Annotated in this window: 27 protein-coding genes; 5 read left to right on the top strand and 22 right to left on the bottom strand. The window is 42.5% G+C overall.

Features of this window, described 5'->3' with window-relative positions; translation table 11 throughout:
- Positions 1-158: 158 nt before the first annotated feature.
- The gene (locus PGP85_RS11015) at positions 159-563 is read right to left on the bottom strand and encodes a hypothetical protein (RefSeq protein ID WP_270327471.1); all 405 of its coding nucleotides are present in this window, start codon (positions 561-563) and stop codon (positions 159-161) included.
- Between the two features lie 3 nt (positions 564-566).
- A complete protein-coding gene (locus PGP85_RS11020) occupies positions 567-776 on the bottom strand; it encodes a helix-turn-helix transcriptional regulator (protein WP_010741149.1) in 210 nt (69 codons plus the stop codon).
- A gap of 181 nt (positions 777-957) precedes the next feature.
- Here PGP85_RS11020 and PGP85_RS11025 point away from each other — a divergent pair, with 181 nt between their 5' ends.
- Positions 958-1,890, top strand: coding sequence for a DUF975 family protein (locus PGP85_RS11025; RefSeq protein ID WP_178983164.1), 933 nt, complete (start codon positions 958-960; stop codon positions 1,888-1,890).
- A gap of 38 nt (positions 1,891-1,928) precedes the next feature.
- Here PGP85_RS11025 and PGP85_RS11030 read toward each other — a convergent pair whose 3' ends face one another.
- The 4 genes from PGP85_RS11030 to PGP85_RS11045 form a co-directional block, all read right to left on the bottom strand.
- Positions 1,929-2,633: a TVP38/TMEM64 family protein gene (locus PGP85_RS11030; RefSeq protein WP_010741151.1), complete on the bottom strand. Its 705-nt coding sequence runs from the start codon at positions 2,631-2,633 to the stop codon at positions 1,929-1,931.
- Positions 2,633-3,568: a sulfurtransferase gene (locus PGP85_RS11035; RefSeq protein ID WP_270327473.1), complete on the bottom strand. Its 936-nt coding sequence runs from the start codon at positions 3,566-3,568 to the stop codon at positions 2,633-2,635. Before PGP85_RS11035 ends, PGP85_RS11030 begins: the two co-directional genes overlap by 1 nt.
- Positions 3,569-3,870: 302 nt before the next feature.
- Positions 3,871-4,350 carry a DUF2922 family protein gene (locus PGP85_RS11040; protein ID WP_270327474.1) on the bottom strand — a complete coding sequence of 160 codons (480 nt, stop codon included), beginning with the start codon at positions 4,348-4,350 and terminating at the stop codon, positions 3,871-3,873.
- Complete coding sequence (locus PGP85_RS11045; protein WP_270327475.1) at positions 4,347-5,420, bottom strand: hypothetical protein; 1,074 nt, start codon at positions 5,418-5,420, stop codon at positions 4,347-4,349. The genes PGP85_RS11040 and PGP85_RS11045 overlap by 4 nt, the downstream gene beginning before the upstream one ends.
- 286 nt (positions 5,421-5,706) lie before the next feature.
- On the opposite strand from PGP85_RS11045, the gene PGP85_RS11050 reads away from it, so the two are divergent.
- A complete protein-coding gene (locus tag PGP85_RS11050) occupies positions 5,707-6,123 on the top strand; it encodes a VOC family protein (RefSeq protein WP_270327476.1) in 417 nt (138 codons plus the stop codon).
- 61 nt (positions 6,124-6,184) lie between these two features.
- Here PGP85_RS11050 and PGP85_RS11055 read toward each other — a convergent pair whose 3' ends face one another.
- The gene (locus PGP85_RS11055; RefSeq protein ID WP_270327477.1) at positions 6,185-7,033 is read right to left on the bottom strand and encodes a MerR family transcriptional regulator; all 849 of its coding nucleotides are present in this window, start codon (positions 7,031-7,033) and stop codon (positions 6,185-6,187) included.
- 87 nt (positions 7,034-7,120) lie between these two features.
- On the opposite strand from PGP85_RS11055, the gene PGP85_RS11060 reads away from it, so the two are divergent.
- The gene (locus tag PGP85_RS11060) at positions 7,121-8,149 is read left to right on the top strand and encodes an NAD(P)H-dependent amine dehydrogenase family protein (protein ID WP_270327478.1); all 1,029 of its coding nucleotides are present in this window, start codon (positions 7,121-7,123) and stop codon (positions 8,147-8,149) included.
- A gap of 65 nt (positions 8,150-8,214) precedes the next feature.
- Here the strand turns inward: PGP85_RS11060 and PGP85_RS11065 are convergent, their stop codons facing one another.
- From PGP85_RS11065 to PGP85_RS11095, 7 genes are all read right to left on the bottom strand, one after another.
- Positions 8,215-9,429: an ABC transporter permease gene (locus tag PGP85_RS11065; RefSeq protein ID WP_270327479.1), complete on the bottom strand. Its 1,215-nt coding sequence runs from the start codon at positions 9,427-9,429 to the stop codon at positions 8,215-8,217.
- On the bottom strand, positions 9,419-10,105 hold the full coding sequence (locus PGP85_RS11070; RefSeq protein WP_270327481.1) for an ABC transporter ATP-binding protein: 687 nt from the start codon (positions 10,103-10,105) through the stop codon (positions 9,419-9,421). The genes PGP85_RS11065 and PGP85_RS11070 overlap by 11 nt, the downstream gene beginning before the upstream one ends.
- Entirely contained in the window at positions 10,102-10,920 is an 819-nt protein-coding gene (locus PGP85_RS11075; RefSeq protein ID WP_010741160.1) for an efflux RND transporter periplasmic adaptor subunit, read from the bottom strand. Before PGP85_RS11075 ends, PGP85_RS11070 begins: the two co-directional genes overlap by 4 nt.
- A 216-nt stretch (positions 10,921-11,136) precedes the next feature.
- A complete protein-coding gene (locus tag PGP85_RS11080; RefSeq protein WP_270327484.1) occupies positions 11,137-11,496 on the bottom strand; it encodes a DUF1048 domain-containing protein in 360 nt (119 codons plus the stop codon).
- Complete coding sequence (locus PGP85_RS11085; protein ID WP_010741162.1) at positions 11,486-11,821, bottom strand: PadR family transcriptional regulator; 336 nt, start codon at positions 11,819-11,821, stop codon at positions 11,486-11,488. The genes PGP85_RS11080 and PGP85_RS11085 overlap by 11 nt, the downstream gene beginning before the upstream one ends.
- A 26-nt stretch (positions 11,822-11,847) precedes the next feature.
- Entirely contained in the window at positions 11,848-12,603 is a 756-nt protein-coding gene (locus tag PGP85_RS11090; protein WP_010741163.1) for an ABC transporter permease, read from the bottom strand.
- Positions 12,600-13,526 carry an ATP-binding cassette domain-containing protein gene (locus PGP85_RS11095; RefSeq protein WP_270327487.1) on the bottom strand — a complete coding sequence of 309 codons (927 nt, stop codon included), beginning with the start codon at positions 13,524-13,526 and terminating at the stop codon, positions 12,600-12,602. Before PGP85_RS11095 ends, PGP85_RS11090 begins: the two co-directional genes overlap by 4 nt.
- 248 nt (positions 13,527-13,774) lie before the next feature.
- On the opposite strand from PGP85_RS11095, the gene PGP85_RS11100 reads away from it, so the two are divergent.
- Positions 13,775-14,317, top strand: a complete 543-nt coding sequence (locus PGP85_RS11100; protein WP_270327489.1) for a biotin transporter BioY — start codon at positions 13,775-13,777, stop codon at positions 14,315-14,317.
- Between the two features lie 105 nt (positions 14,318-14,422).
- Positions 14,423-15,577, top strand: a complete 1,155-nt coding sequence (locus tag PGP85_RS11105; RefSeq protein WP_270327491.1) for a macrolide family glycosyltransferase — start codon at positions 14,423-14,425, stop codon at positions 15,575-15,577.
- Positions 15,578-15,586: 9 nt separating this feature from the next.
- Here the strand turns inward: PGP85_RS11105 and PGP85_RS11110 are convergent, their stop codons facing one another.
- Genes PGP85_RS11110 through PGP85_RS11145 form a run of 8 tightly spaced genes read right to left on the bottom strand, consistent with a single transcriptional unit; the run spans position 15,587 to position 22,644 of the window.
- Positions 15,587-16,141, bottom strand: a complete 555-nt coding sequence (locus tag PGP85_RS11110; protein WP_270327492.1) for a histidine phosphatase family protein — start codon at positions 16,139-16,141, stop codon at positions 15,587-15,589.
- A gap of 3 nt (positions 16,142-16,144) precedes the next feature.
- Positions 16,145-16,612, bottom strand: coding sequence for a hypothetical protein (locus PGP85_RS11115; protein ID WP_090405217.1), 468 nt, complete (start codon positions 16,610-16,612; stop codon positions 16,145-16,147).
- A 16-nt stretch (positions 16,613-16,628) separates the two neighbouring features.
- Positions 16,629-17,774 carry a galactonate dehydratase gene (gene dgoD, locus PGP85_RS11120; RefSeq protein ID WP_010741169.1) on the bottom strand — a complete coding sequence of 382 codons (1,146 nt, stop codon included), beginning with the start codon at positions 17,772-17,774 and terminating at the stop codon, positions 16,629-16,631.
- A gap of 44 nt (positions 17,775-17,818) precedes the next feature.
- The gene (locus PGP85_RS11125) at positions 17,819-19,186 is read right to left on the bottom strand and encodes a PTS galactitol transporter subunit IIC (protein WP_010741170.1); all 1,368 of its coding nucleotides are present in this window, start codon (positions 19,184-19,186) and stop codon (positions 17,819-17,821) included.
- Positions 19,187-19,210: 24 nt separating this feature from the next.
- Positions 19,211-19,489, bottom strand: coding sequence for a PTS sugar transporter subunit IIB (locus tag PGP85_RS11130; protein ID WP_010741171.1), 279 nt, complete (start codon positions 19,487-19,489; stop codon positions 19,211-19,213).
- 18 nt (positions 19,490-19,507) lie between these two features.
- Complete coding sequence (locus PGP85_RS11135; RefSeq protein WP_010741172.1) at positions 19,508-19,966, bottom strand: PTS sugar transporter subunit IIA; 459 nt, start codon at positions 19,964-19,966, stop codon at positions 19,508-19,510.
- Positions 19,966-20,598 (bottom strand): bifunctional 4-hydroxy-2-oxoglutarate aldolase/2-dehydro-3-deoxy-phosphogluconate aldolase, encoded by a 633-nt coding sequence (locus tag PGP85_RS11140; RefSeq protein WP_090405222.1) that lies wholly within the window; start codon positions 20,596-20,598, stop codon positions 19,966-19,968. Before PGP85_RS11140 ends, PGP85_RS11135 begins: the two co-directional genes overlap by 1 nt.
- A 15-nt stretch (positions 20,599-20,613) precedes the next feature.
- Positions 20,614-22,644: a BglG family transcription antiterminator gene (locus tag PGP85_RS11145; RefSeq protein WP_270327496.1), complete on the bottom strand. Its 2,031-nt coding sequence runs from the start codon at positions 22,642-22,644 to the stop codon at positions 20,614-20,616.
- Positions 22,645-22,753 lie beyond the last annotated feature (109 nt).

Below are 22,753 nucleotides of genomic sequence, written 5' to 3' on the forward strand. Positions count from 1 at the left end.
AAAGAGGAGGATGCTGAGATACCTATCCAAAAAAATTGTCATATTTATTTTCTCCTATTGTTGTAAGTCATTGATTCCAGTTAATCCTAAAGTTACTAATACGGATTTCTAGTAGTGCAGACATCTTTTCTGTAATTTTAGCAATCCCCGCCGCTTTTTTACTTCCAATTCAGGAATCCTATTCCCCGATAACGCAACCGATTCGCAAAAAGGCACAACGCAAAGATCCCTAAATCCACACCAAAGGATTCGAGATGCAGCATATTTTCCCCTAACTGACCAATCGCTAAACCTGGAGTTACTACTAAATTAATGTCTTGTCCGGTTTTTTCAAAATAAACGGCACGAATAATCATTTGAGCAAAATGCAAAATCAGGATCAAGCCAAAACTCATAGCCATTGAATCAAAAACGATCCTTCTCACCAGTTCATCGTTCTTTTTAAAAATCTCTTTAATTAGAAAGTATAATGAGGAACACAAGGCATACATAGATAGAAATGCGAAAAGCAATAAAGCAGCAAATACGTAACTATTCACTCCCGTGATACGGAAAAAACTCATTTACTAATCCTTCCCTTCATCCAAATAAAATATTTCATCAAACGGCTGATCGAAGTAGGCCGCTATTTTCAATGACAGCTCTAAACTAGGATTGTACTTTCCCTTTTCGATCGCGGTCATCGTTTGGCGTGAGACATCTAGCGCCTGCGCCATTTCTTTTTGCGGGATCTTTTTTTCTTCTCTTATTTTTCGAATATGATTTACAACACTCACTTTTTTCGCTCCTAGTAAAGATATCTTTACTAAATGATAAGCTATTGACCACGGCTAGTAAAGTGATATTCGTCTGACCGGCCGCTAGACAGAATCTTTTATCGATCGATTGTTGACGAACGTTAGCTTATCAATGATAATTATTAGATGAAATTGAATGAAAAAGGAAAAGGGTGGAAAAATGAATTATTGTCCCAATTGCGGTGCGGAATTACGGCCGGAGGCGAAGTTTTGTCCGTCGTGCGGCTATGACTTAGAAAAAGGAACACTATCAGAAGAAGATGCTGGTGAGCAACGCGGCACCGAGCCCTTCGTTCAAGTAAATACCAATGATCACTTTGAATTGGAATTAGAAAAAGCCGAGGGGCTGAATGTGACGCGGGCGGAAATCAAAAAGCTTGCGCAAGAAAAATTATCTGGCAGATACGGCGAATGGTGTAAAACGATTATTTTATTGATTGGTGCGAATATTGTCGCGAGTTTTATTTTTCAATTCGCGTATGTCCGCTTCTTTACCAACAGTTTCTTGAATTTATTTAATCCTTATGGCTATTACACTTATGATTATGGGTATGGCTACAATCGGCCGTTTTCCGGTATTTCGATGTTTATGTGGTTCTTAGTGATGATGGCTGCCCTTGTCTTGATCTTTTTGATTGCTGCTTTGACTACTGCTGTGCTGCAATGGTGTGCGATCCACACTCTAAGAGGCAACCGCGCAGACGGATTACAGATTTTTGCTTATTTCATCAAAGCACAAAAAAATCGCGTATTAAAAGCCAATGTCTTGATCGCGATCTATACGTTCTTTTGGTCGCTGCTGTTCGTCATTCCGGGAATTATAAAAAGTGCTTCCTATGCGATGACCAATTACTTATTGGAAAAAGACGACAGCTTGAGCGCTTCTGACGCGATCTTGTTGAGCCGCCAAATGATGGACGGCTACAAACTAGAATTCTTGATTTTACGGTATTCTTTCTTCTTCTGGAATTTGCTTGCGGTCTTCCAACTGACGAATTTCTATATCATGCCTTATCAAAATGTGACCGAGATCAAATTTTTAGATATGCTGTATGAGCATTACGTTGAAGAAAACAGTCCCATCGAAGCATAAAAAAAGCGTCAGCTAAAAAATTTTAGCTGGCGCCTTTTTTATTTATTCGTCTTTGTTTGTCTGCCTTGATAAATTTGTTTGAAAACATAGACCGCGATAAAGAGCGCAAACATGCTCATCAAACCAAACACGATCGTTTTTGTATTCCCGGTCAGATTACTGCCGACATAAGAATACACGATCGTCGCTGGTAACTGCCCGATCCCCGTCGCAATCAGAAACGGAATCGGTTTGATCGCTGTTAATCCCGCCGCATAGCTGATGAAATCAAAAGAGATAAACGGCAGCAGACGACAAATCAAAATCGTATGTTTCCCATAGCGGTCAAAGTACTCATCCAACGTTTCTAATGAAAAATTCTTGTTCATTCTTTCCACGATATCGCGTCCCGCGATCCGTGCAATGTAGAAACAGACCAACGCTCCGGCCATCGCACTCGTCCACGAAAGCAATGCTCCTTGCCACCAGCCGAAAACCGCCGCATTCGCGAAGGTGATCAAGAAGGCCGGCAATGGCGCGATGATCGATTGAAACATCATCAACAGGAAGGAAATGACGACTGCCCAGACCCCGAAGGAGCGTAAATAGCCAACAATACTTTCTACACTCATGGAACGGAACAGCACCAGCACCTGTGTGATCTTCGAACGAATCCCCGGAACGAAGTAAAAACCAACGACTGCCAGCAATATGACCAGAACCAGCAGGATTCGAGCGAATTTGTGTTTATTTTTTTTCGACATTATTTTTCTACATCCTCGACTTTTGCCCAACGATAGTATGAGCCATCATAATTTTTTACTTGCTTAAAGCCGCACATCTCCATTACTAACTCCATGTAGGCCGAACGAATCCCTGCCGTACAATAAGTAACGATCTTGTCATTCTTGGCCAAGCCCGCATCTTCAAAAAGCTTCGTTAACTCAGCTTTGCTCTTCAACATCCCTTTGCTGTTGAACAAATCGGTAAAGCGAACCTGGATCGCCTCTGGCAAATGACCGCCTTTTGCTTCCCCGTATAGGACCTCGCCTTTATATTCTTTGTCATCTCGAACATCGACGATTTTATAGTCGTCATAATCCTTTTTCAATTCATCGGTGCGGATAATATGCTTCTGATCAATCGAATTGATTTTGACAGTGACTGGCTCTAACTTGGTACTTTCTACCTCCGTTTTAAGTCCAGCCTTCTTCAACGCCGCAAAACCGCCATCCACCATTTTGACATCTTTGTAGCCGGCAGCTAATAGTTCCCAAGCGATCCGTCCATCATCGCCCCAGCCCTTTTGCGCCCCAGCGAACAGCACCACTTCTTTATCCTTCGTGATACCTTTTTCACCTAAACGCTTCGCTAATTCGGCTGGTTCCAGAACCAAGCCCCATTTTTCATCACCTGAGGCTCCTTCTTCAACCGCCGCTAAATTTTGCCAGCCGATTGCTGTCGCACCTTTGACGGTTCCTTTATTCGCTTCTTCTTCGCCTCGCGCGTCTACCAAAATAATCTCATCCAAGTTTCTCTTCACGTAGTCCACGTTCACGATGTACTCGCCTGTAAAAGCTGTCGTTTCTTTTTTGGCTGTTTTTGCTGAATCGGCCGAATCGGTTTTATCACCGCCGCCACCGCAACCCGCTAACCCTAACGTAACCAACGCCAACAGTCCAATAATTGTTTTTTTCATCTTCTTCTCCATTCGTTTTTTTGACTCCCGTGTTCTAACAAAATCCAGGAATCTCCATCTTTTTTACGCAGCTGGTCTCACTGAGCGCACAAAAAAGAAACATACCCCCGTATGTTCTCAAACGACTTCTTAGGTAAAGCTTCACCCTAACGGTAAAAGAAGGATCGTTGGAGAGGAGAATTTTAATTTCACATTCTTAGAGACTCTAAGGCAGAGTATGACTCTTAATCATTGTTGGAAATTCAAAATGCTCCCTCCCCTCGTTCTCGATCTTGCCCCTTAGTTAAAGTATATAAAACGCTTTATCTTTTTACAACACGGCATTCATCAATCTCACGCAAAACGACTTGCGGCTGTGCCTCCAAATTGTCTTCATCCAAATCCTCCGACGCTGTAAAACGAAAATTTTTTAATCGTGTTCCAGCCGAATGTTGTGCAAAAAGCCGGTCGACCTTTTCTGTTAAAGTCCGCGTCTCTGCATCTGCCGGCAGTAAGAGCCGTTCGATCGCTTGGATCGACTCATCAAAAACCTCCTCTTCTTCTGCCTTGTCCGTTTCGCTTTCCGTTCCAAAAATCACTGTCTCGACGGTTTGGACAAACTTCCCGTCAATAACCGTTTTAAAGATCTCGATCCCGTCCGCATCAAAAAGATTGGCCGTCGTCAAACGCTCCAACGTTCTGCAGATTTCCTTGGCTGATTGCTTTGGCTCCACCTCGCTGAAGGACCAGCTGTGGGTTTTATTCTCGCCATTCTTAAAGGTTGCTACTAAACTCATCGTCATTTTTTATTCCTCTTTCCCATTATCTTGGCTAATCGCCGTCTAAACCGCCTATCGTTGCGCTCCGACTCTATTTGTTCTTCACTTTTTCCAAACTCGTTTTTAGTATTCTTTCCGCTTCCAACCGTTGATTGCTTCGGCTTTTGGCTGCTGACCTGTTGGCTTTTTTGCGACGAGTCAGAATCGTTAAACGTATCCTCCGTTTTCGGATCAGGTTCAGGTAAAAACCCCTCTTCTAATAACCGTTCGTTAATCAACTCTCTAACTGGTCGGTCTTTGTTCGCTTCATAGTCTGGAATTTTCGCGGTGTTTTTTTGTTTTACCTCTTCTTTGCGTGATGCTTTTTGGGCAGGCTTCGGCTGAATTTTTTGCGGCGAAGGAGCGGTTCTTTTACGTGCTGTCTTCCCGGTATTTTTTTCGATAGGCTCCTCGACGGATTCAATTTGTTCTTCCGGTTCCACCGCGTAATACAGATCCTCCGTAGTTGCAGTACGAGAAAACGCAACGAATTCAGTAAATTTCCGAACCCCATTCGTTTCAAAAATAGTCAGCATTGTCAGGATTTTTAGTGCCCCGACGATTTCTTCTTGATTCTTGGTCGGATGAGCCTTTCTCAATGTCCATGTATGTTTCCGGCCATTCGCCCCTTTGAAAATCGATTTAAGATCGAATTGATGATCCGCCAATCCATCGATTCTAGTCGGATCTTTTTCCTGTAAATACACTTTATATGAACGAGCTTCCTCAGTAGCAGCAAGATAATCTTTTTTATGTTTATACAAACGAGCAACAACACTTTTCCATTCATCAACGGCAAAATAATCTTCGAAAAACGCGCTGAAGCGACGCAACACAGCGCTCGGTTCAGCAGTGAGAAATAATTCTCGGATTAACTCCTGGCAGATAAAAGAAAAATCAGTGACGGTCAAGCTGTGTCTGACAAGAATCGCAACCGCATACTCGATAACAGCCGAAACATCCCGCGTCTCACTGTACAGTTTGATGATCCTTTTTTCGAGATTCCCCCTCAGCATGTTGAACAGCTGTCTTTGACCTAATCGTTGCGTTTGCATAGTCTCTCCACTCCCTTGTTTATCGTTTGATTTTTAATGTGCCTTCCGAATAATGCGCTTTCATTTATGAGTTGCTAAATCCTTATAAATTAAAAATAACTCTTAATTGATAAAAAGACTATACAGATTTTGAAGGTTTCTGACTCTTTTTACGTTGCTTTTTTGTAAAAAAATGAATATTTCACGTTGAAATATGGGGAATTCGAAGAGGTTTTTTCCTTACGTGGTGCGGCTTTAGCCCCGTTTTATCTGATATAATCAACATATCTAAAAATTGAGGGAGAGGATGACAGTGAAAGGACATGAGGTAAGAATCGGCACCTGCCTGTTGGTTGGCGACATTGACAAGATGGTTCATTTTTATAGAGATACTTTAGGTTTTTATACTCCATGGAACGGCGGTGATTTTGCGGAATTCGAAACGGCGAGCGGCGAGCTGTCTCTATTTATGTACAGCAGAGAAGCCTTCGTGCAGGCGATTAACGAGGGCTACATTCCGCCAAAGGGAATCAATCAAACCTTTGAGATCGCGCTTTGGCTGCCCACCTTTGCAGATGTCGACGCCGAATACGAGCGATTATCCAAGCTGGACCTGCGCTTTCCAACCGGAGAACCTACCACCTTCTCCTTTGGCATCCGCAACTTTTATGTAGCCGATCCCGAGGGAAATCTGCTTGAAATCGGCAGTACACACGAGTCATAAAACTGAATCGTTAACAAAACAGCCGCCAGATAACCCTTTATCTGACGGCTGACTTTATATTCTACTGCCACATGTTCTCTCCGCGTTTCTTGACCGGAATCTGCATCCGAATAAACATCGTTCGATTCATCGCGTCCGTCTTGTTCTTCTCATAGACAACTTCGCAAACATAATCGCCAACGATTTGATAGTCCTGCTGCTGAAGCGCCGCTTTGAACTGACTCAAGGCCGGCAGCTCCTCCTTAAAGGAATGACAATAAAATGTCGCATACAAACCGCTCCTTAAACTTTTTGTATGTTTAAACTGCTTCGGCGTAAAAATGAACAGCTCCTGCGAAACAAACTCCTCCGTCAAAAATTGCCGCTTTGACATGATCGTTCCTACTCGATTAAAGCGTCCAATCGGAATCTTCTGCTGACTGACATGACTTTTAAACGCCCGCAGATAAAATTCATACTCTTCATTCGTCATCTCATAAATATTCTTATCGATCGAATAGGTCAGGATCGGCCGTGTCGGAAAATGCGCCACTTCGATTGTCGTCTGGCTTTGCTTTTCTTGGAAAATCAGTGCCCCGGCTTGAAAGGAATCAATGTCCTCCAATTGCTGATCCAGTAGTTTTCGCTGTTCCAATAGTTCTGCTTTCTTTTTCTCGACCGTCTGGCTCAACTCCGCCAAGCCTTCCGTATCATTCATAATGTGCTTGATCTCTTCCAGCGAAAAATTGAACTGCTTCAAGAATTGGATATTATCGACTGCCGCCGATTGATTGATATGATAATAGCGGTAATTGCTGCCTACATGAATAGATACAGGATGCAGCAAATCAATCTGCTCATAGTAACGTAGCGTTTGGACAGAAATGTTGTTGTATTTCGCAAAGTGACCAATTTTCATTTTGGAAAACATTTTCAAACTCTCCCTTGACTCTATAGTTACTATAGACATTATACTATTATTGTGAAATACAACACAATCAAAAAAGGAGGCATTTCAATGGGTTTACAAAAGATCAAAGTTGTTCAGTACGGGTGCGGAAAGATGTCCAAGGTTATCATTAATTATCTGTATAAGCATGGGGCTGAGATCGTTGGCGCGATCGATACAAATCCCGATGTAGTAGGAAAAGATATTGGTGAGTTTGCGGAGTTGGGGTATGCGACAGGTGTTAAGATTTCGGATGATGCACAAGCGGTTTTTGACAATTGCGATGCGGATGTAGCCTTAGTAACGATCTTTAGTTATATGCCTGAAATGTATGAATTCTATGAATTGTGTCTGAAAAACCAAGTCAATGTGATCACCACTTGTGAAGAAGCGATCTATCCTTGGAATACTTCTCCGGCAGAGACTAATAAATTAGATAAACTAGCGAAAGACAACGATGTAACGATCATGGGTGCCGGAATGCAGGATATTTATTGGATCAATATGCCTAGCCTGATGATGGCAGGCATGAATGACATCAAAAAAGTCAAAGGTGCTGTTAGCTACAACGTCGAAGATTATGGTTTGGCATTAGCTGAAGCCCATGGCGCAGGCTATGACCTGGCCCGTTTTGATAAAGAAATCGCTCAAGCGGAAAGTCTGCCGTCTTATATGTGGAATGCTGGCGAAGCGATCTGTTCAAAAATGAATTGGACGATCCAAAGTATTTCCCAAAAGAGCGTGCCCTTTACTCTTGATGAAGATGTTTATTCAGAAACCTTAAGTGCAACGATCAAAGCTGGCGATGCCATCGGTATGTCTGCCGTCACCACGATCAAGACTCACCAAGGAATCGAGCTGGAAGTCGAATGTATCGGCAAAGTCTATCGCGAAACGGATGGCGATATGTGTGATTGGGAGATCACCGGCGAACCGAATATGATCTTCTCGCTAGATAAACCAGATACCGTCGCCCATACTTGTGCAACGCTCGTTAACCGCATTCCATCTGTTATCAAAGCCCCTGCTGGTTTTGTTACGGCGGAAAAAGTCGACGGTTTGAATTACATGACTTACCCGATGCATATGTATTTGTAGACAAAATAATAAGCCGGTTGCAGCGTGAATGATACGCTGCAACCGGCTTTTCTATTTAAAGTAAATTAACGCAACAAGGTAACAATATCTTTCTTCGCTGCACTTTTGGCCGGCAGCCAACTGAAGACAATCCCGATCACGACGGATAACCCAAAGGCTAGCGTCACCGTGAACAGATCTGGCCGCACCGACAACGGCGTGAACATACTGATAGCAAAGCCCAGCAGCATCGCGATCAGATACCCGATCGTCCCACCAACTAAGGTCAACGAAATTCCTTCTAGTAAGAATTGCATCATGATATTGCCTTTTGTTCCGCCCATTGCTCGGCGGACACCGATTTCCTTCGTCCGTTCAGAGACAGAGATGTAGATCATGTTCATGACCCCGATTCCTGAGATGAACAGCGAGATCCCGCCGATCACTGAGATCAGCAATGTGATACTCGTCAACAACATCCGCAGCTGATCCACTTGACCCGCTAAATCTTCGGTCTTATAACTGCCCAGCTCTCTCCAAGTCCCGTATTTTTTCAGCGTGTTTTCAGCTTCCTTCGAAACACTTTTTACGTTCGCTGTTTGGTTCATTTTGACTTGGATCATGTTGCGGTCTTCCGAATTAAAGTAGCTTTCGAAAACATTCTCCGGTAATTCCGCAACGACATAATCCTCCTGCGTTGAAACAATTGTTCCTCCGCTGCGATCCTTCATGATTCCGACTACTTCAAACAAATGACCGCCAATTTTGATACTTTGGCCGATCAACGATGCCGGCTCTTCTTTTTTAATCGCCTTGGCAGCGGTTTGATCAATCACTACAACAGGATTTTCATTGTAGTAATCACTCGGTTGAATAGACCGTCCGTGAACGACTGTGCTGCCGCCATCCTTCAACAATTTGAAGCAATTCCAGCGGCCATCATTTCCGATCTCATCAATGGTCTGATCCGCGTACTTGATCCCATTTCGGGAATTATCATAATAGCTTACCTTTTGGACGCCGGGAATACTCTCGATCGTATTGATATCTTCTTCCGTAAAACCATTCAGACCGTTCTCACTGAAGGCATCGTCTTTAGCTGAAAAGGTATATCCGACACTGCCGTCAAACTGATCCAGTCCAATAAATTCTGACGCATAATCCTCAAAGGCACGCCCAATTGAGAAAACCGTGATTACTGCCGAAACCCCGATGATCAAACCGATCATGGTCAAGAAACTGCGGCGTTTGTTTTTGCCGATCGCCTTGAAAGAGGTTTTCCATACTTCACTAAACCGCATGTGCAACACCTTCTTCCAATATCTCGCCGTCTTTTACCGTGATGACCCGCCGACAATAAGCCGCGGCATCAGGATCGTGGGTCACCATTAAAATCGTGACCTTTTCTTCTTCGTTTAATCGTTTAAATAATTGCATGATCTCTTCCGAGGTGTGGCTGTCCAACGCCCCCGTCGGTTCATCCGCCACAATAAATTTGGGATTTCCGACAATCGCCCGGGCAATCGCCACCCGTTGCTGCTGTCCGCCGGAAAATTGCTTCGGCAGCTTGTTGTATTTATCGGCGATCCCGACTTTTCGCAAAGCCTCCATGACTAACGGCTTGGTTTGTTTTTGCTTCATCCCGCTATACAGCAGCGGCATCGCTACATTTTCCAACACCGTATTGTTATCAATTAACTGGAAGGCTTGGAAAACAAAGCCGACCGATTTATTCCGCAGCGCCGACAGCTTCTCGTCATTGAAGCGATACGCATCTTGTCCCTCAAAACGGTACGTTCCTTCAAAATCACCATCCAAGAAGCTGATCGTATTAATCAAGGTCGACTTTCCTGAACCAGAAGGCCCCATCACCGCCACAAATTCATGCTCATCGATCGTTAGACTGATATCCTTTAAAACGTGGATGCGCTCCTGATCGGCGGTGTAAAATTTGTTGATATTTTCCATCACAATCATTCAACCGTCACATCCATCCCATCCTTCACCGATTTGGCATCTTTGATGATTTTATCGTTTTCGTTCAGACCTTCCCGCAACACATAATAGCCATTGCCTTTTTCAACTGTCACTGAACGTTTTTCAGCCTTGCCTTTAGAGACTGTATAGGCAACATGTTCCCCATCTTTTTCTACAACACTCTTCAATGGCAGATGAATCTCATTACGCGGAATCAGTAATTCTACAGAATAGCCTACAGGGATCGCTTCATCAGGAACCGCTGTAAAGTTATAGGTCACTAAACTGGTTTTTTCTTCTTTTGCCGGGTCATTGTTCATTTCTGCCAACGAAGTGATCTTGCCGTTGACTGTTTTCTCGTTATTCGCGTATTTGATCTCGATTGGTTCATTCAAGGCAACCTTCGAGCGATCATATTCTGTCACCGTTCCCTTGATGGATGATTCTTCACTCTTCAAGACCATCAAGGCCTGTTGCGGATCATTTTTCGCATCTTCATTCAAAGCCGTTACGACGGAATCATTCGCCGCCCGGATGACTTCTCCCCAGCGATAGGTCACTAAAATCGTATCCTTGGTAACATGATCTCCTTCATTTACATGAATCGTCTGAACCGTTCCTTTTTCCGGATCGACTAAAACCGTTTGTTTTCTGGTTGATTGCACTTGCCCCTTTAAATGCAACGGTGTTTGTTTGCTGACTTGGTACATTTCCACCGAGGTATCATCTTTTGCATTTGCTTGGGTGTTCTGATAGAGAAAAAAGCCTGCCCCCGCAACCACTAACACTCCGATACCAATGATAATCTTTTTCATTTTTGACTCCATTCCTTCCGTTACAAAATTGTATTCATCGCTTCTACTCCTTAAATTTTAGAGGAAAGCCGCGGTCTCTTCTTCCAACGAAAGTACAAAGTCTAGATAAGACTTTAGACCGAAGAACATTTGTCATTTTAATGGATGCGCCGTTATTTACCTGCAAAAAAACGAAAGCATCATCAGAAATTCTCCCGACAATGCTTTCGTTTATTTTTATTTATTGATTTCCTTTGCGACGCGTTCATTCATTTTGCGTTTCAATTCATTGATCCGTGTTTTAGCTTGGATCTCATGGAGCATGTTTTCCGCGAATTCACCGACATCTTCACCAACTAAGTCTAATATCGGCACCTGATTATTGGCACCCTCTTGAAAGAACGCCAGTAATTCGTACATGGGCTCCAGCATATCCATTCCTGAACCTGCTGTAAACTCCCACAAAAAATTTTGGATCTCTTTATAGACTACTTGATAGTCATGGGGCAATTTTTTCAGCTCGGCCATTTGTTCTTTATATTCGGCCTTGTCCGCGTACATCTGCTTAAAATAATTAAAGACATTTTTATCTTTCATCGTTTTTACTCTCCTTCAGCTTGTCGATTTGACCGGAAATAAAGGCCCAGCGCTGCCAAAATAACTCCAGCTCTTGTTTTCCAGCCTCATTCAATGAATAGAACTTGCGCATTGGTCCCACCGAAGATTTTTTCTTCGTCACGACCACTAAATTTTTCTTTTCCAATCGCAACAACACGGTATAAACGGTGCCCTCGACAATATCCTCAAATCCATATTTTTGTAAATTATTGGTAATCTCGTACCCATAGGTTTCATGCTGATTGATGATCTCAAGAATCATCCCTTCAAGCACGCCCTTCAGCATCTCAGTAATCCCATTCACCGTTATCATCCTTCCCACACATTACGTTACCGTAATTTTTTCCGATAGACATATATAGATAATACTTGGAAAATCACGATTGTGCCAATACTCCAGGCAAGTGCGACCCAAATTTCTGACGGCATCTGCCCCTCTGTTAAGAGTGAACGCAAACTATTGATGATCGGTGTCATTGGCTGATGATCCGCAAAGCCTCTTAAAACCTTTGGCAATGTTTCCGTAGGGACAAAACCAGAACTGATGAACAACAGCCCGATAAGCAGATAAGAAAAGGCAATCGCCGTTTCATTGTTCTTAGCGATTAATCCGAATAGAACGGCGATCCAGGAAAGAGCATATGTCGCTACCAGCAGCAGGATGATCGCCATAAGCCATTCCAAGCCATCCGCTTTTGGTCGAAATCCGATCAAAATACTGCTGAACAAAACAATCATCGCCGAAATAAAATTGAACGTAACACTGGTCATTACATGGCTGTTCAAAATGGCCGATTTGGCAATCGGCATCGAATGGAATCGCTCAAAAATTCCGTTTTGAACATCGGTATTCAATCGAAAAGCCGTATAGCCAACTCCGCTGGCAACCGTAAACAATAAGATCGCCGGAACGATAAAGCCCTTGTATGTCTCTGGCGGAATCGTCATTGCCCCGCCAAAAATATAAATAAAGGCCAGCATTAACATGATCGGCATCAGTACTACCGTCATAATGGTATCGACACTGCGGGTCATGTGTTTCATCATTCGTCCCGTCAATGTCAGCGTATCTGTAAATACAGTCATTTTACTTCCTCCGTTCGATTCTCTACGATCATGAAGAAAACATCATCCAGTGACGCCTGTTTTTGCGTGAAGGTCAATATCTCGATCTGAGCAGCCTGCAACTGATTTAAGATCCAAGTGATTTTCTGTACCTCATTATTAGTGATCACATTCAGCGTCAGCAATTCCTGATTGATCTTTCCACCGACCAGTTGCTCGGCTGCCCTCAAGGTTTCCTCATCAGCGAACGTCAATTCCAGCGTTTCCTTCGGCAAGTGCCGTTTAACCTCGGCCACACTTCCCTGCAAAGCAATTTTTCCATGGTTCAGAATCGCTACATTATCAGCGAGCTGTTCCGCCTCTTCTAAATATTGCGTTGTCAGAAAAATCGTGACCCCTACTTTTTTCAACGTTCGAATCATTTGCCATAGAGCAGCTCGCGCCTGCGGATCTAATCCCGTCGTCGGTTCGTCTAAGAAAAGAATTTTCGGCGGATCAATCAAGCTCATGGCCAAATCTAATTTGCGCCGCATCCCGCCAGAATACGTTTGCGTCGGTCGATCGGCCGCTTCCTGCAAATCAAATTCCGTCAGCAGCTCATCGACCTTTTGCGAGTAGTTTTTCAAATGACGAAGTTTAGCGATCAATACTAAGTTCTCGCGACCAGTCAAAACTTCATCGACAGCAGCGAATTGACCCGTTAAGCTAAACTCTTTTTGAACTTCAACGGATTGCTCCAAAACATTTAATCCAGCTATTTTAACGCAGCCCTTATCAGGCTTCAGTAACGTGGTCATCATCTTGACCGTGGTTGTTTTTCCCGAACCATTGGTTCCCAATAAAGCAAAAATACTGCCGGTGGACACTTGAAAACTGATCCCGTCTAACACTTTATGATCCGAAAAAGCTTTTTCCAATTCAACAACTTCGATTGCGTTTTGCATCCTGCTCACTCCTTATTATTTATGCGTTTATCCTTCAAATGGCGAATAATCAGACAGACATTTTTTTACGTTTCGAGTACTCTGTTATATTAAGTACATCTACAATGTAAAACTAAGTAGTGATTTTGTCAACTACTTTGTTCTACTAAGTACCGAAAAATCGAATTTTTTTCTTTACATCTCGTTAACCATCCATTATACTTTCGTTAACCAAAATAAAATAATACGTTAACGAAAGAGTGAGTCTATTGAAATTAAGCAGTCGAGAAATTGTTTTAGCCGGATTATTTGCGGCAGTTATTAGTATTTTGTCTCAGTTCACTATTCCCTTTGGACCGATCCCCCTAACCTTGCAGACCTTTGCTGTCGGCTTCGTCGTAACCATCTTAGGGAAAAAGACCGGAACAATGGCCGTCGCGATCTACCTATTAATGGGCATGATCGGATTGCCCGTATTAGCTGGCGGGGCTGCTGGGATCGCAAACTACTTTGGACCAACCGGCGGCTTCTTGGTGGGATTTATTTTCCAAGCCTACTTCACCGGATTGATTATTGAAAAAACCAGCTTCAACTATTTCTGGTCAATCTTTGCGAATATCATCGGTGCCTTTATCACTTTATTCTTCGGTTCTCTTTGGTTAAAATTTGGCGGCAGCTTGCCTTGGAACGCTGCTTTCTCTGCCGGTATGATTCCATTTATTCTGCCTGGTGTGATCAAAGCACTCGCCGCCGGTTATCTCGGTGTCCTGCTGGGCAAAAGATTATCCTTTACAAATTACGTGTACCGTTAAGTTTCCAAATTTGGAAACTTTTTTTCTTGACTTTTTAATCAGGGTACCATATCATTACAACTCATAAGGTACCCTTAATAAAAGTTATGAAAGAAGCGAACAATAATGACGAAAGTTTTATTTTTAAATGTGACCACCCACGGACATGTCAATCCTTCCCTAGGTTTAGTTAACGAACTAACGAATCGCGGGGTTGAAGTTGTTTATTTTTCAAGTGAAGAATTCCGCGAAAAGATCGAAGCTGCCGGCGCAGTATATCGGCCGTATCACTATGATTTGAATATTTTTAAAAATGGGTTTGATGTGTTGCTAGATCATGGATTAGATATTATGCAGGATATCCTGACGCAAATCGAAGACGACTCCTTTGATGCGGTCATCCACTCGATCGCGATGCCCTTCAGTAAGCAGCTGGCGGAATATTTGATGATTCCAGCCGTTTCCATGTTGGCCGTCTTTATGGGAATGCAGGACTTTATGAAGCCTGACAAAACACAGCTGGCAGGGAAATTCAAAGCGTTGAATGACGCGTATCTGTTAGAAGCCAAAAAAATCGAGCAAGCACTTACTGTTCACATGCCTACCCGCTTTTTCGATTTGATTTTTAATGTTGAACCATTGAACATCGTCTTTACCTCAGACTACTTCATGCCGGAAAACGACCGAGCCTTCTTTGATGAAAAATATGTTTTAGTCGGTGCGGATATTTATCAACGACTGGAAGATACAGCGAACTTTCCGATTGAACGCCTGAAGGAAGCAAAAGATGTTTTGTACATCTCCTTCGGTACGATTTTTGGCGATTTCGCCAAAGATATCTATCAAAAGGTCTTTGATGCCTTCGGTGATTCTGAGTATTTAGTCGTCATGGCGGCCCATCATGTTGGTTTGGAAGAGTTGACGGTTCCTGATAATTTTATCATTCAAGAATACATTCCGCAAAATGAAGTATTGAAATATGCTGACGTGGCGATCACCCACAATGGATTGAACAGCATGAATGATTTGATTTTGAATGAAGTGCCCTTTGTCTCATTACCGATGGGATCTGATCAGCCCGCGCTTGCGGAGCGCTTAGTCGAATTAAACGCAGGTATTCGTCTAGACTACCAACAAGTCGATAGCGATGAATTGAAAGCCGCGGTTGAGAAAGTTCAAGTCGAACCTGACTATTTAAACAACTTAAAACAGATCAAACAATCATTTCTTGACGCTGGCGGCTATAAAAAAGCGGTCGATGCGATTGAAGCTTATATCTAAAAAAAGCACCTATTTCTCGCGGGAAATAGGTGTTCTTTGTATATACCTTACCAGTTCTGTATTCTCAATATTGAAGCCTAAAAACTCTGACATAGTCTTTCCATTAAAATAGTTATCGACTACCCGACTCACAGCATTGTGGCAGACTAATAAAGGTAGCTCTTTTTCTTGGCCGGTCAGTTCTGCCAACAATGGGTAGATTCTGCCTGCCACGTCTAAAATGGATTCACCTTGCTCAAAAGGCAATGAAAACTCATTTCTCCGGTTTTGAAATTCCTCTGTTTGAATAGGCAGACCATCGTATAGTCCAAAGTCCATTTCGATCAATCGTTCATCTACTATAATTGGCAAGCCAAGCTGATTTGCGACAACTTGAGCCGTTTCTTTCGCTCTGATTAAAGGTGAACAAATTATTTGAGTAATCGGATCGGTTAGCGTTTTGGCTTGTTCAGCTAACAATTCTGCTTGTTTATAGCCTTCTTCTGTTAATGGAATATCCGCACGGCCGCAAATTCTTTTTTCAACATTCCACGGTGTTTGACCGTGACGCGCCAGGTAAATCATATCTTACCTTCCTTCATCTATTTCTTCCCCGATAACTAAACGATCCTGCAGATTCATCTCTTCAAAATAGGCAATCAATTCTTCCTTTGAGGTATCAAAGGTCAATGACAGGCGGCTATTTTTGCTTTTATAGAAGGAAACAAACTGCGCCTGATTCGAGAGTGCCTCGATCTGGATTTTTTTAAACTCATGAAAATCACCGGCTAAAACACCTAGCTTGATCAAATGATCCTCACTGAAGCCTTCCTTCATGAAGCCAAACATAAAGATCAGAGCGGCAAAGGCAATCAATTTGATTTGATCCGCTAGATTGTCTGACCAAAAAATAGTGATCAAAGTAATGGATAAAGCCACCGATAGAATCTTTTTGACCCAGCTGCTTTTAGCGGCTAATTTTATCTTTTTTTGCTCTCTAACTTGTAAAACGATCAATAGCAATAAGAAAATCGTTATTATTACTGCCTCTGCCATCACCCTCATCTCTCCTTTACCATTCAGCTATAGTGCCGTCATAATTCTTCCATTGAGGATTTGTCCAAACCAGACCCTCTTGTGCGATTTCTTCAATCTTCGCTTCATCCATTTCAAGTCCTAAGCCCGGTTTATCCGGCAAGTCGACATAGCCGTCTTTATATTGGAAGACTTCTTTATTTTTCACAAAATCCAATAAATCAAAGCCTTTATTATAATGAATCCCCAAGCTCTGTTCTTGAATAAACACATTTGGTGTACATGAATCAACTTGCAGCGTTGCGGCTAGCGCGATTGGCCCATAAGGCGCATGAGGAGCGACCGCCACATCATAAGCTTCTGCCATCGCGGCAATTTTCTTCGTTTCCAGAATACCTCCGCACAAGGCAACATCCGGTTGAATCACATCGATTGCCCCTTGATTGAAGATATTTTTGAATTGCCAGCGTGTATACAAGCGTTCACCAGTAGCCAAAGGAACTGCGACTGCGTTAGCAACTTCTTTGAAATGCTCTTCGTTTTCAGGCAGCACCACTTCTTCTAAGAACATCGGATGATACGGTTCAAGCGCTTTAGCTAAAACTTTGGCCATCGGTTTGTGTACCCGTCCATGGAAATCGACCCCAATCGACATTTTGCTGCCGAAATGATTATGGATGGATGCTACACGTTCGACTACTTCCTCGACTTTTTCATAAGAATCGATATAGTGAAGTTCCGATGTCGCATTCATCTTGATAGCCGTAAATCCGCGATCGAAACGATCCTGCGCTTGCTCCAGTACTTCATTGGGACGATCACCGCCAATCCAAGAATAAACTTTAATCTTATCCCGAGCTGCACCGCCTAGTAGTTCATAGACCGGAACACCAAAGGCTTTTCCTTTGATATCCCATAAAGCCATCTCGATACCAGAAACGATCGTTCCATTGATGGGACCGCCTCGGAAAAAGGATCGATGCATTTCTTGAAAGAGACGCTCAATTTCAAAAGGGTTTCTCCCAATTAAACGATTGCCGATTTCATAAGCCCCGGCAACCACCGTTTCCGTTTTTGTTCCAGAGATCATTTCGCCCCAGCCGTCGATCCCATCATCCGTACTGACTTTAATGAATATCCAACGCGGCTTCACTTTATAAACTGTTATCTTTGATATTTTCACGATCGTACTCCTTTTTTCATTTTAGGTTTAGCTCGACACTCTATTTAGTTTGTTTGAGCTTCTTTCATATTTTCTACATTGATTTTTTTAATGCCTTCAAAGTAATACCAAGCACCGGCGAAAACGAGCAGTAATATTGGAATACCAATGATTGGTTTAAATGTAAATGCTAAGAAAACCAAATAACTTTGGATCATTGCGGTTGCCGCGAATGACGAGATCAACAGCGAGTTGGCACCTAGCTTGATTCCAACTGATTTAGCGATTGCTGTCAGAACTGGGGCTGTAGCTGTCCCACACCATAATAGTGACGCTGTCACAACCAATCCGATCACGATATTTTTAAGTAAATTCCCTCTAGTTAACGCAACCACCATCGCGACCCGGAAAGGCACAACGGCTAAATCGGCGAATGGCAGCACACGGTTTCCTGGCAATACTAATGCCATAGCGATCGTTAACGGTATAATGATCAACGCAGTAGTAATAACATCGGGATTTCCTACAACGACTGCTGCATCTAAACCGATGAATAGACGACGCCCCTTGAATTTGGCTTGCGACCATTTTTGAGCCGCGTCAGATATCGGCATCAACCCCTCCATGAACAAAGAGGTCATTTTAGGAATCAAGACAAGGACAGCAGACATGCTTACTCCTAGTTGGAATATTTGTGTCACATCAAAGCCTGCTAACACACCGATTACCAAGCCAATAACCAGACCCATGATCATCGAATCTCCAAAGAAGCCCAAATATTTTTGCGCATCTTTAATTGTAAAGGTTGATTTACGAAATAATGGAATACGATCCAATAGCCAGTTTAGCGGCCAAGCAATAACCAACGAGGATAAGGCCGAAACAGTTGGCAAAGAAACACCTGGAATTCCGAAGAAGCCCTCTACCATCGGTTGTGACCAATCGGAAATCTTGAAGGTAATAATCGCCATAACAACGGAAGCGCCGACACCCAGCAAGACGCTCTTAGTTACGAAATAAACCATTACGCCCACGATCGCCATGTGATGATAATTCCAAATATCCACATCCAGCGTATTAGTCCGTTTAAGAATTAGTAAGATAATATTGACAATTAAAATAGCAAAGACTAATAAAGCAATGATTGGCGAAGCCCACGTAACGGCGGCAATTGATCCCCAACCAACATCTAATGCGTCCAATTGAACGCCCGTCCGTTCAACCATGGCTTTTGCGGCCGGTCCAACATTGGTCGTCATGAAATCAAGTATCAGCTTGATCCCAGCAAAACCAATCCCCAGCGTCAAACCGGATTTAAACGCTCTGGTGATTTTCAATCCAAAGATCAAACCGATAACTGTAATAATTACCGGCAGCATAACCGTTGGTCCAGCAGCCATCAGAAAGTTAAAGACACTCATAATTACTTTCATTTTTGTCCCTCCTCAATAGGTAGATTATTTAACATAGTTCAAAATTTCTTCCATCGTTTGTTCCGCGCCCATGCCAATTAGGATCGGCATACCTTTAACTACTGGAACATCCCCCGTCTGCCCTTCAAACTCACCTGTGGTGATTAACAAATCATAGTCTTGCACTTTGCTTGGGACTTCCATCAATTTTGTTTGAGTTGTATCAACTTGAACGCCTTGACTGGTTAAGTATTCTTTTACCTTTGTTGCAACGACCGTTGAAGTCGCGATCCCATTTCCACATGCAATCAAAATTCTTTTCATTGTATATTCCTCCTAATTTTAAGCTACTGCTTGTTCTAAAAGTTTCAGTAATTCTTTATTCGATTTTGTTTTGATCATAGCTTTTCTCAAAGGCTCATCTTGAATGATCGAAACAATCTTTTGCAGCATTTCCACCTGACCGTGGGGCTCGCCAATCGCCATCATGATCACAATTTGAATCGGCAGCTCGGCCTGTTTCTTTTCCATATTATGAAACTCAACAGGCTGTTTCAGCGTGGCGATCGCCAACGTCGTTTTGTTGACCATTTCAAAATTCGCATGCGGAATCGCAATGCCGGGCTCTGAAGACGGCAAGCCAGTAGGATACTCTTCTTCCCTGTCTTGTATCGCTTGAATGTACTCGTGCTTTACATAGCCTTTCTCAAATAGCTTCTCCGCCAAGAAAGCCAAAACATCCTCTTTTGTTTTCGCAAAAACGTCTCTAAATACTAATTCTTCATGCAAAAATAGTTCCATCAAACACCTACTCCTTCCACCTTGGAAAGTAATTTCTGCATAGATTCCGCTAACTTATCACTATCTAAACTTTCTAAATCGCTTTTGTTAAACATGCCTGATCCAAGCCCTAAATAGCTCGCACCATTTTCAAAAAAAGCTTGTGCGTTCTCTACCGAAATTCCTCCCACACCCATCAAGGGTAATTTTCCTAACGGCGCCTGTACGTCCTTGAAGAAGCGCGGCGACACCACTGAAGCTGGGAAAATTTTAACAATGTCCGCACCTAGATCAAACATTTCATTGATTTCCGAAGGCGTCATTGCCGCTGGTACTGCAAGCACCCCATGCTGCTTAGCATAATCCAGCATTTCCTTAGTAAAAATATGCGGACCTAGTAAAAATTCAGCCCCTGCTTGAATGGCTTCTTTAACATCCTTCATTGTCCGAACAGTGCCAGCTCCAATATGAATGGTCTTTCCATATTTTTCGGTTAACTGTTTGATTTGACTCAAGGCATCTGGTGTATTCAATGTCATCTCCACGGCAAAATCATTTTCTAAACTTTTCATCGCTTTTAAAATTGCATCAGCTTGTTGAAAAGTGTACCCTCGCATGATAATCGTGAAACGCGGATAATCTTTTAGTTTCATGTCAAACCTCTCTTCTCATGTAAAATGTCGAATGAATTGATAAATTGATTTTGTTTCATTTTTAGAAAATAATTCTTTTAAAAATTCCTGATTGGTACTAATATCCGCGATTTGGTTAATCGCTTTCAAATGTTTCGTTAAATCAAGAAACGATAAGGGAAAAATAATCTGAATCCCTTTTCGATTAGGAAACGCTATCGGCTTTTTACTAATTAATAAACTGATCCCTTCTCTTTGAATCCCATGTTCAACAGTTGTGTGAGGGATGCATGTCTTCTCGCCAAAATAGCCGGCATAGTTGGGCTGCCTTATTTGCTGAAGGCAATCGGATAAAAAATCTTCCGTGATAATTTGATTATCCATCAGCGGCTTACACGCTAAGGCCACCGCATCTTCCCAAAGGATTTCTTCCTCAATCACCGTGATGTAATTTGGTTTCAAGTAATAGGTCAACGCAGGCAAGACCTTGGTATTTTCTAAGGGGGAATCTTGTTTTTCTTGCAGTAAAAAGTATTGCAGTTCCTCTTTTAATTCTTTAGAGCTGGAGACATCAGAATATTTCTGAATGATCCCGAGCAATCGATCAACGGATTGATCGACTTCATTGATTCCAAGTTCATTCAAAACCCGATAGCGTAAACTGATTTGCTCCTTATAGGTCATGATTGGATCAATAATAAATTGGGGCAAATCCGTTTCCAATGGAATAGTCGTAAAAACCAGATCGTAATCCACTTCAAATTGATAAAAATCACGGACAGAGAACGATGACAGAAATTGCAGCTCAGTAAAAAGTTTTTCTAAACTTTCCCGAATCACTTTTGAAACCATCACGCCGTTTGTACAAACAACAACTGCCCTTGGCTTTTGTTTTTTGATAAGATGCTGATTACTCAACTGAAAACCAAAGTAGTAAGAAAGAAGATCTAACTCATCATTAGGAAAAGCTCTTCTCAACCAATTTTCTGTTGGAACAATGAGCTCCTTCATTAAATCGCTCAAGATCGCATGGTTGCTGTCTTGGATCAAGCTGTCTAAAGAATAAACCCCTAAACTCAAGTTATACTTGATCCGGAAACAAGCGGGGCGCAGATGATTTAAAATTCGACGCTCAAAGTTTTCTCTATCATCGATCGTTATGAATGTCTGCTGTTCAAAGTTGGTCACCATCTCATGGATCAATTCTTTCAAGCGGCGATCCGAATCAAACTCTTGAGTCGTTTTCTTTTCAAAGATATTAGATATCAAGAACAGCAACGTCATCCATTCAAGATAGCTGCTAGAAAGCTGCCACTCAGTCTCTTTGATTAAAACATTCAAAAACCGGTATTCCGGCGTGTCTCTTACCTCACCCTCAAAAAAATCGGCTGCTCCTAGCTTACTTTCGGCAATACCTCGAGCTAAAAGTAGCGGCAACGTAGTTTTTAAGTACTCCAGGGATTCATCTGAATAGCTCAGGTGCAGCATTTGCTCCATGTTGTGAATCAGATGAATAACTTCTTCTTTTGATACCTGAATACTTAGCTGCCCAAGCATTTCCTCCCGCTTAAAGACTGGGTAACGTTTTACCAAATCTGCTAGAAGCTGTAGAACCTTGTGTTCTGATCCTTCAATTTGGTAACCTTTTACTCGATCATACTTCAGCGATAAATAGTACTTAAGAATCAGCTGGTCGGCTCTTTTTAAGTCCTCAGCTACCGTGGTCTTCCCCACTCCGAGAAACTCGCTAAGATGATCGACACTGACGTACTCAATATTCGTAATTAGAAACATTGAGAGCAGCGCCGCTCTTTCCTCGTCTGAAGGAATCATCGTTTGCTTTTGTTGTGTTGCCAGCATTTGTAATACTTCTAAAGGGACATTAAAATCGCCGGCATGGGTACGTTCGATACTTGGGATTTTCTGAGTGATCAATTCAGAATTAAATTGGTTGATGGCGTAATTGATTTGCCTTCTAGTTAACCCAAGCTCTGCTGTCAGTTCGGCCATTTTTATTTCAGGCCTTTTTGTTAATATGGTCAGAATATTTCGGATCCGTTCATTCATTTTCTTTCCCTCCTGACATGTTCATTATAACGAGAATCATAAACGAGCTGGTTTGGTTTTCAAACCTAATTTTGTCACAGCCGCAAATAGCCTTTGTCACAGTACAAAA

Source organism: Enterococcus malodoratus (genome assembly GCF_027659535.1).
GTDB lineage: Bacteria > Bacillota > Bacilli > Lactobacillales > Enterococcaceae > Enterococcus_A > Enterococcus_A malodoratus.

Bases quoted from the DNA above. Each gene is read 5' to 3' on its own strand.
- PGP85_RS11135 (WP_010741172.1), bottom strand. From the start codon at position 19,966: ATGGAACTATTTTTGCATGAAGAATTAGTATTTAGAGACGTTTTTGCG.
- PGP85_RS11075 (WP_010741160.1), bottom strand. From the start codon at position 10,920: ATGAAAAAGATTATCATTGGTATCGGAGTGTTAGTGGTTGCGGGGGCA.
- PGP85_RS11025 (WP_178983164.1), top strand. From the start codon at position 958: ATGAATTATTGTCCCAATTGCGGTGCGGAATTACGGCCGGAGGCGAAG.
- PGP85_RS11140 (WP_090405222.1), bottom strand. From the start codon at position 20,598: ATGAAACTAAAAGATTATCCGCGTTTCACGATTATCATGCGAGGGTAC.
- PGP85_RS11080 (WP_270327484.1), bottom strand. From the start codon at position 11,496: ATGAAAGATAAAAATGTCTTTAATTATTTTAAGCAGATGTACGCGGAC.
- PGP85_RS11125 (WP_010741170.1), bottom strand. From the start codon at position 19,186: ATGAAAGTAATTATGAGTGTCTTTAACTTTCTGATGGCTGCTGGACCA.
- PGP85_RS11065 (WP_270327479.1), bottom strand. From the start codon at position 9,429: ATGCGGTTTAGTGAAGTATGGAAAACCTCTTTCAAGGCGATCGGCAAA.
- PGP85_RS11055 (WP_270327477.1), bottom strand. From the start codon at position 7,033: ATGTTTTCCAAAATGAAAATTGGTCACTTTGCGAAATACAACAACATT.
- PGP85_RS11015 (WP_270327471.1), bottom strand. From the start codon at position 563: ATGAGTTTTTTCCGTATCACGGGAGTGAATAGTTACGTATTTGCTGCT.
- PGP85_RS11040 (WP_270327474.1), bottom strand. From the start codon at position 4,350: ATGACGATGAGTTTAGTAGCAACCTTTAAGAATGGCGAGAATAAAACC.
- PGP85_RS11115 (WP_090405217.1), bottom strand. From the start codon at position 16,612: ATGGCAGAGGCAGTAATAATAACGATTTTCTTATTGCTATTGATCGTT.
- PGP85_RS11035 (WP_270327473.1), bottom strand. From the start codon at position 3,568: ATGAAAAAAACAATTATTGGACTGTTGGCGTTGGTTACGTTAGGGTTA.
- PGP85_RS11030 (WP_010741151.1), bottom strand. From the start codon at position 2,633: ATGTCGAAAAAAAATAAACACAAATTCGCTCGAATCCTGCTGGTTCTG.
- PGP85_RS11090 (WP_010741163.1), bottom strand. From the start codon at position 12,603: ATGACTGTATTTACAGATACGCTGACATTGACGGGACGAATGATGAAA.
- PGP85_RS11045 (WP_270327475.1), bottom strand. From the start codon at position 5,420: ATGCAAACGCAACGATTAGGTCAAAGACAGCTGTTCAACATGCTGAGG.
- PGP85_RS11095 (WP_270327487.1), bottom strand. From the start codon at position 13,526: ATGCAAAACGCAATCGAAGTTGTTGAATTGGAAAAAGCTTTTTCGGAT.
- PGP85_RS11105 (WP_270327491.1), top strand. From the start codon at position 14,423: ATGACGAAAGTTTTATTTTTAAATGTGACCACCCACGGACATGTCAAT.
- PGP85_RS11060 (WP_270327478.1), top strand. From the start codon at position 7,121: ATGGGTTTACAAAAGATCAAAGTTGTTCAGTACGGGTGCGGAAAGATG.
- PGP85_RS11145 (WP_270327496.1), bottom strand. From the start codon at position 22,644: ATGAATGAACGGATCCGAAATATTCTGACCATATTAACAAAAAGGCCT.
- PGP85_RS11070 (WP_270327481.1), bottom strand. From the start codon at position 10,105: ATGATTGTGATGGAAAATATCAACAAATTTTACACCGCCGATCAGGAG.
- PGP85_RS11050 (WP_270327476.1), top strand. From the start codon at position 5,707: ATGACAGTGAAAGGACATGAGGTAAGAATCGGCACCTGCCTGTTGGTT.
- PGP85_RS11130 (WP_010741171.1), bottom strand. From the start codon at position 19,489: ATGAAAAGAATTTTGATTGCATGTGGAAATGGGATCGCGACTTCAACG.
- PGP85_RS11110 (WP_270327492.1), bottom strand. From the start codon at position 16,141: ATGATTTACCTGGCGCGTCACGGTCAAACACCGTGGAATGTTGAAAAA.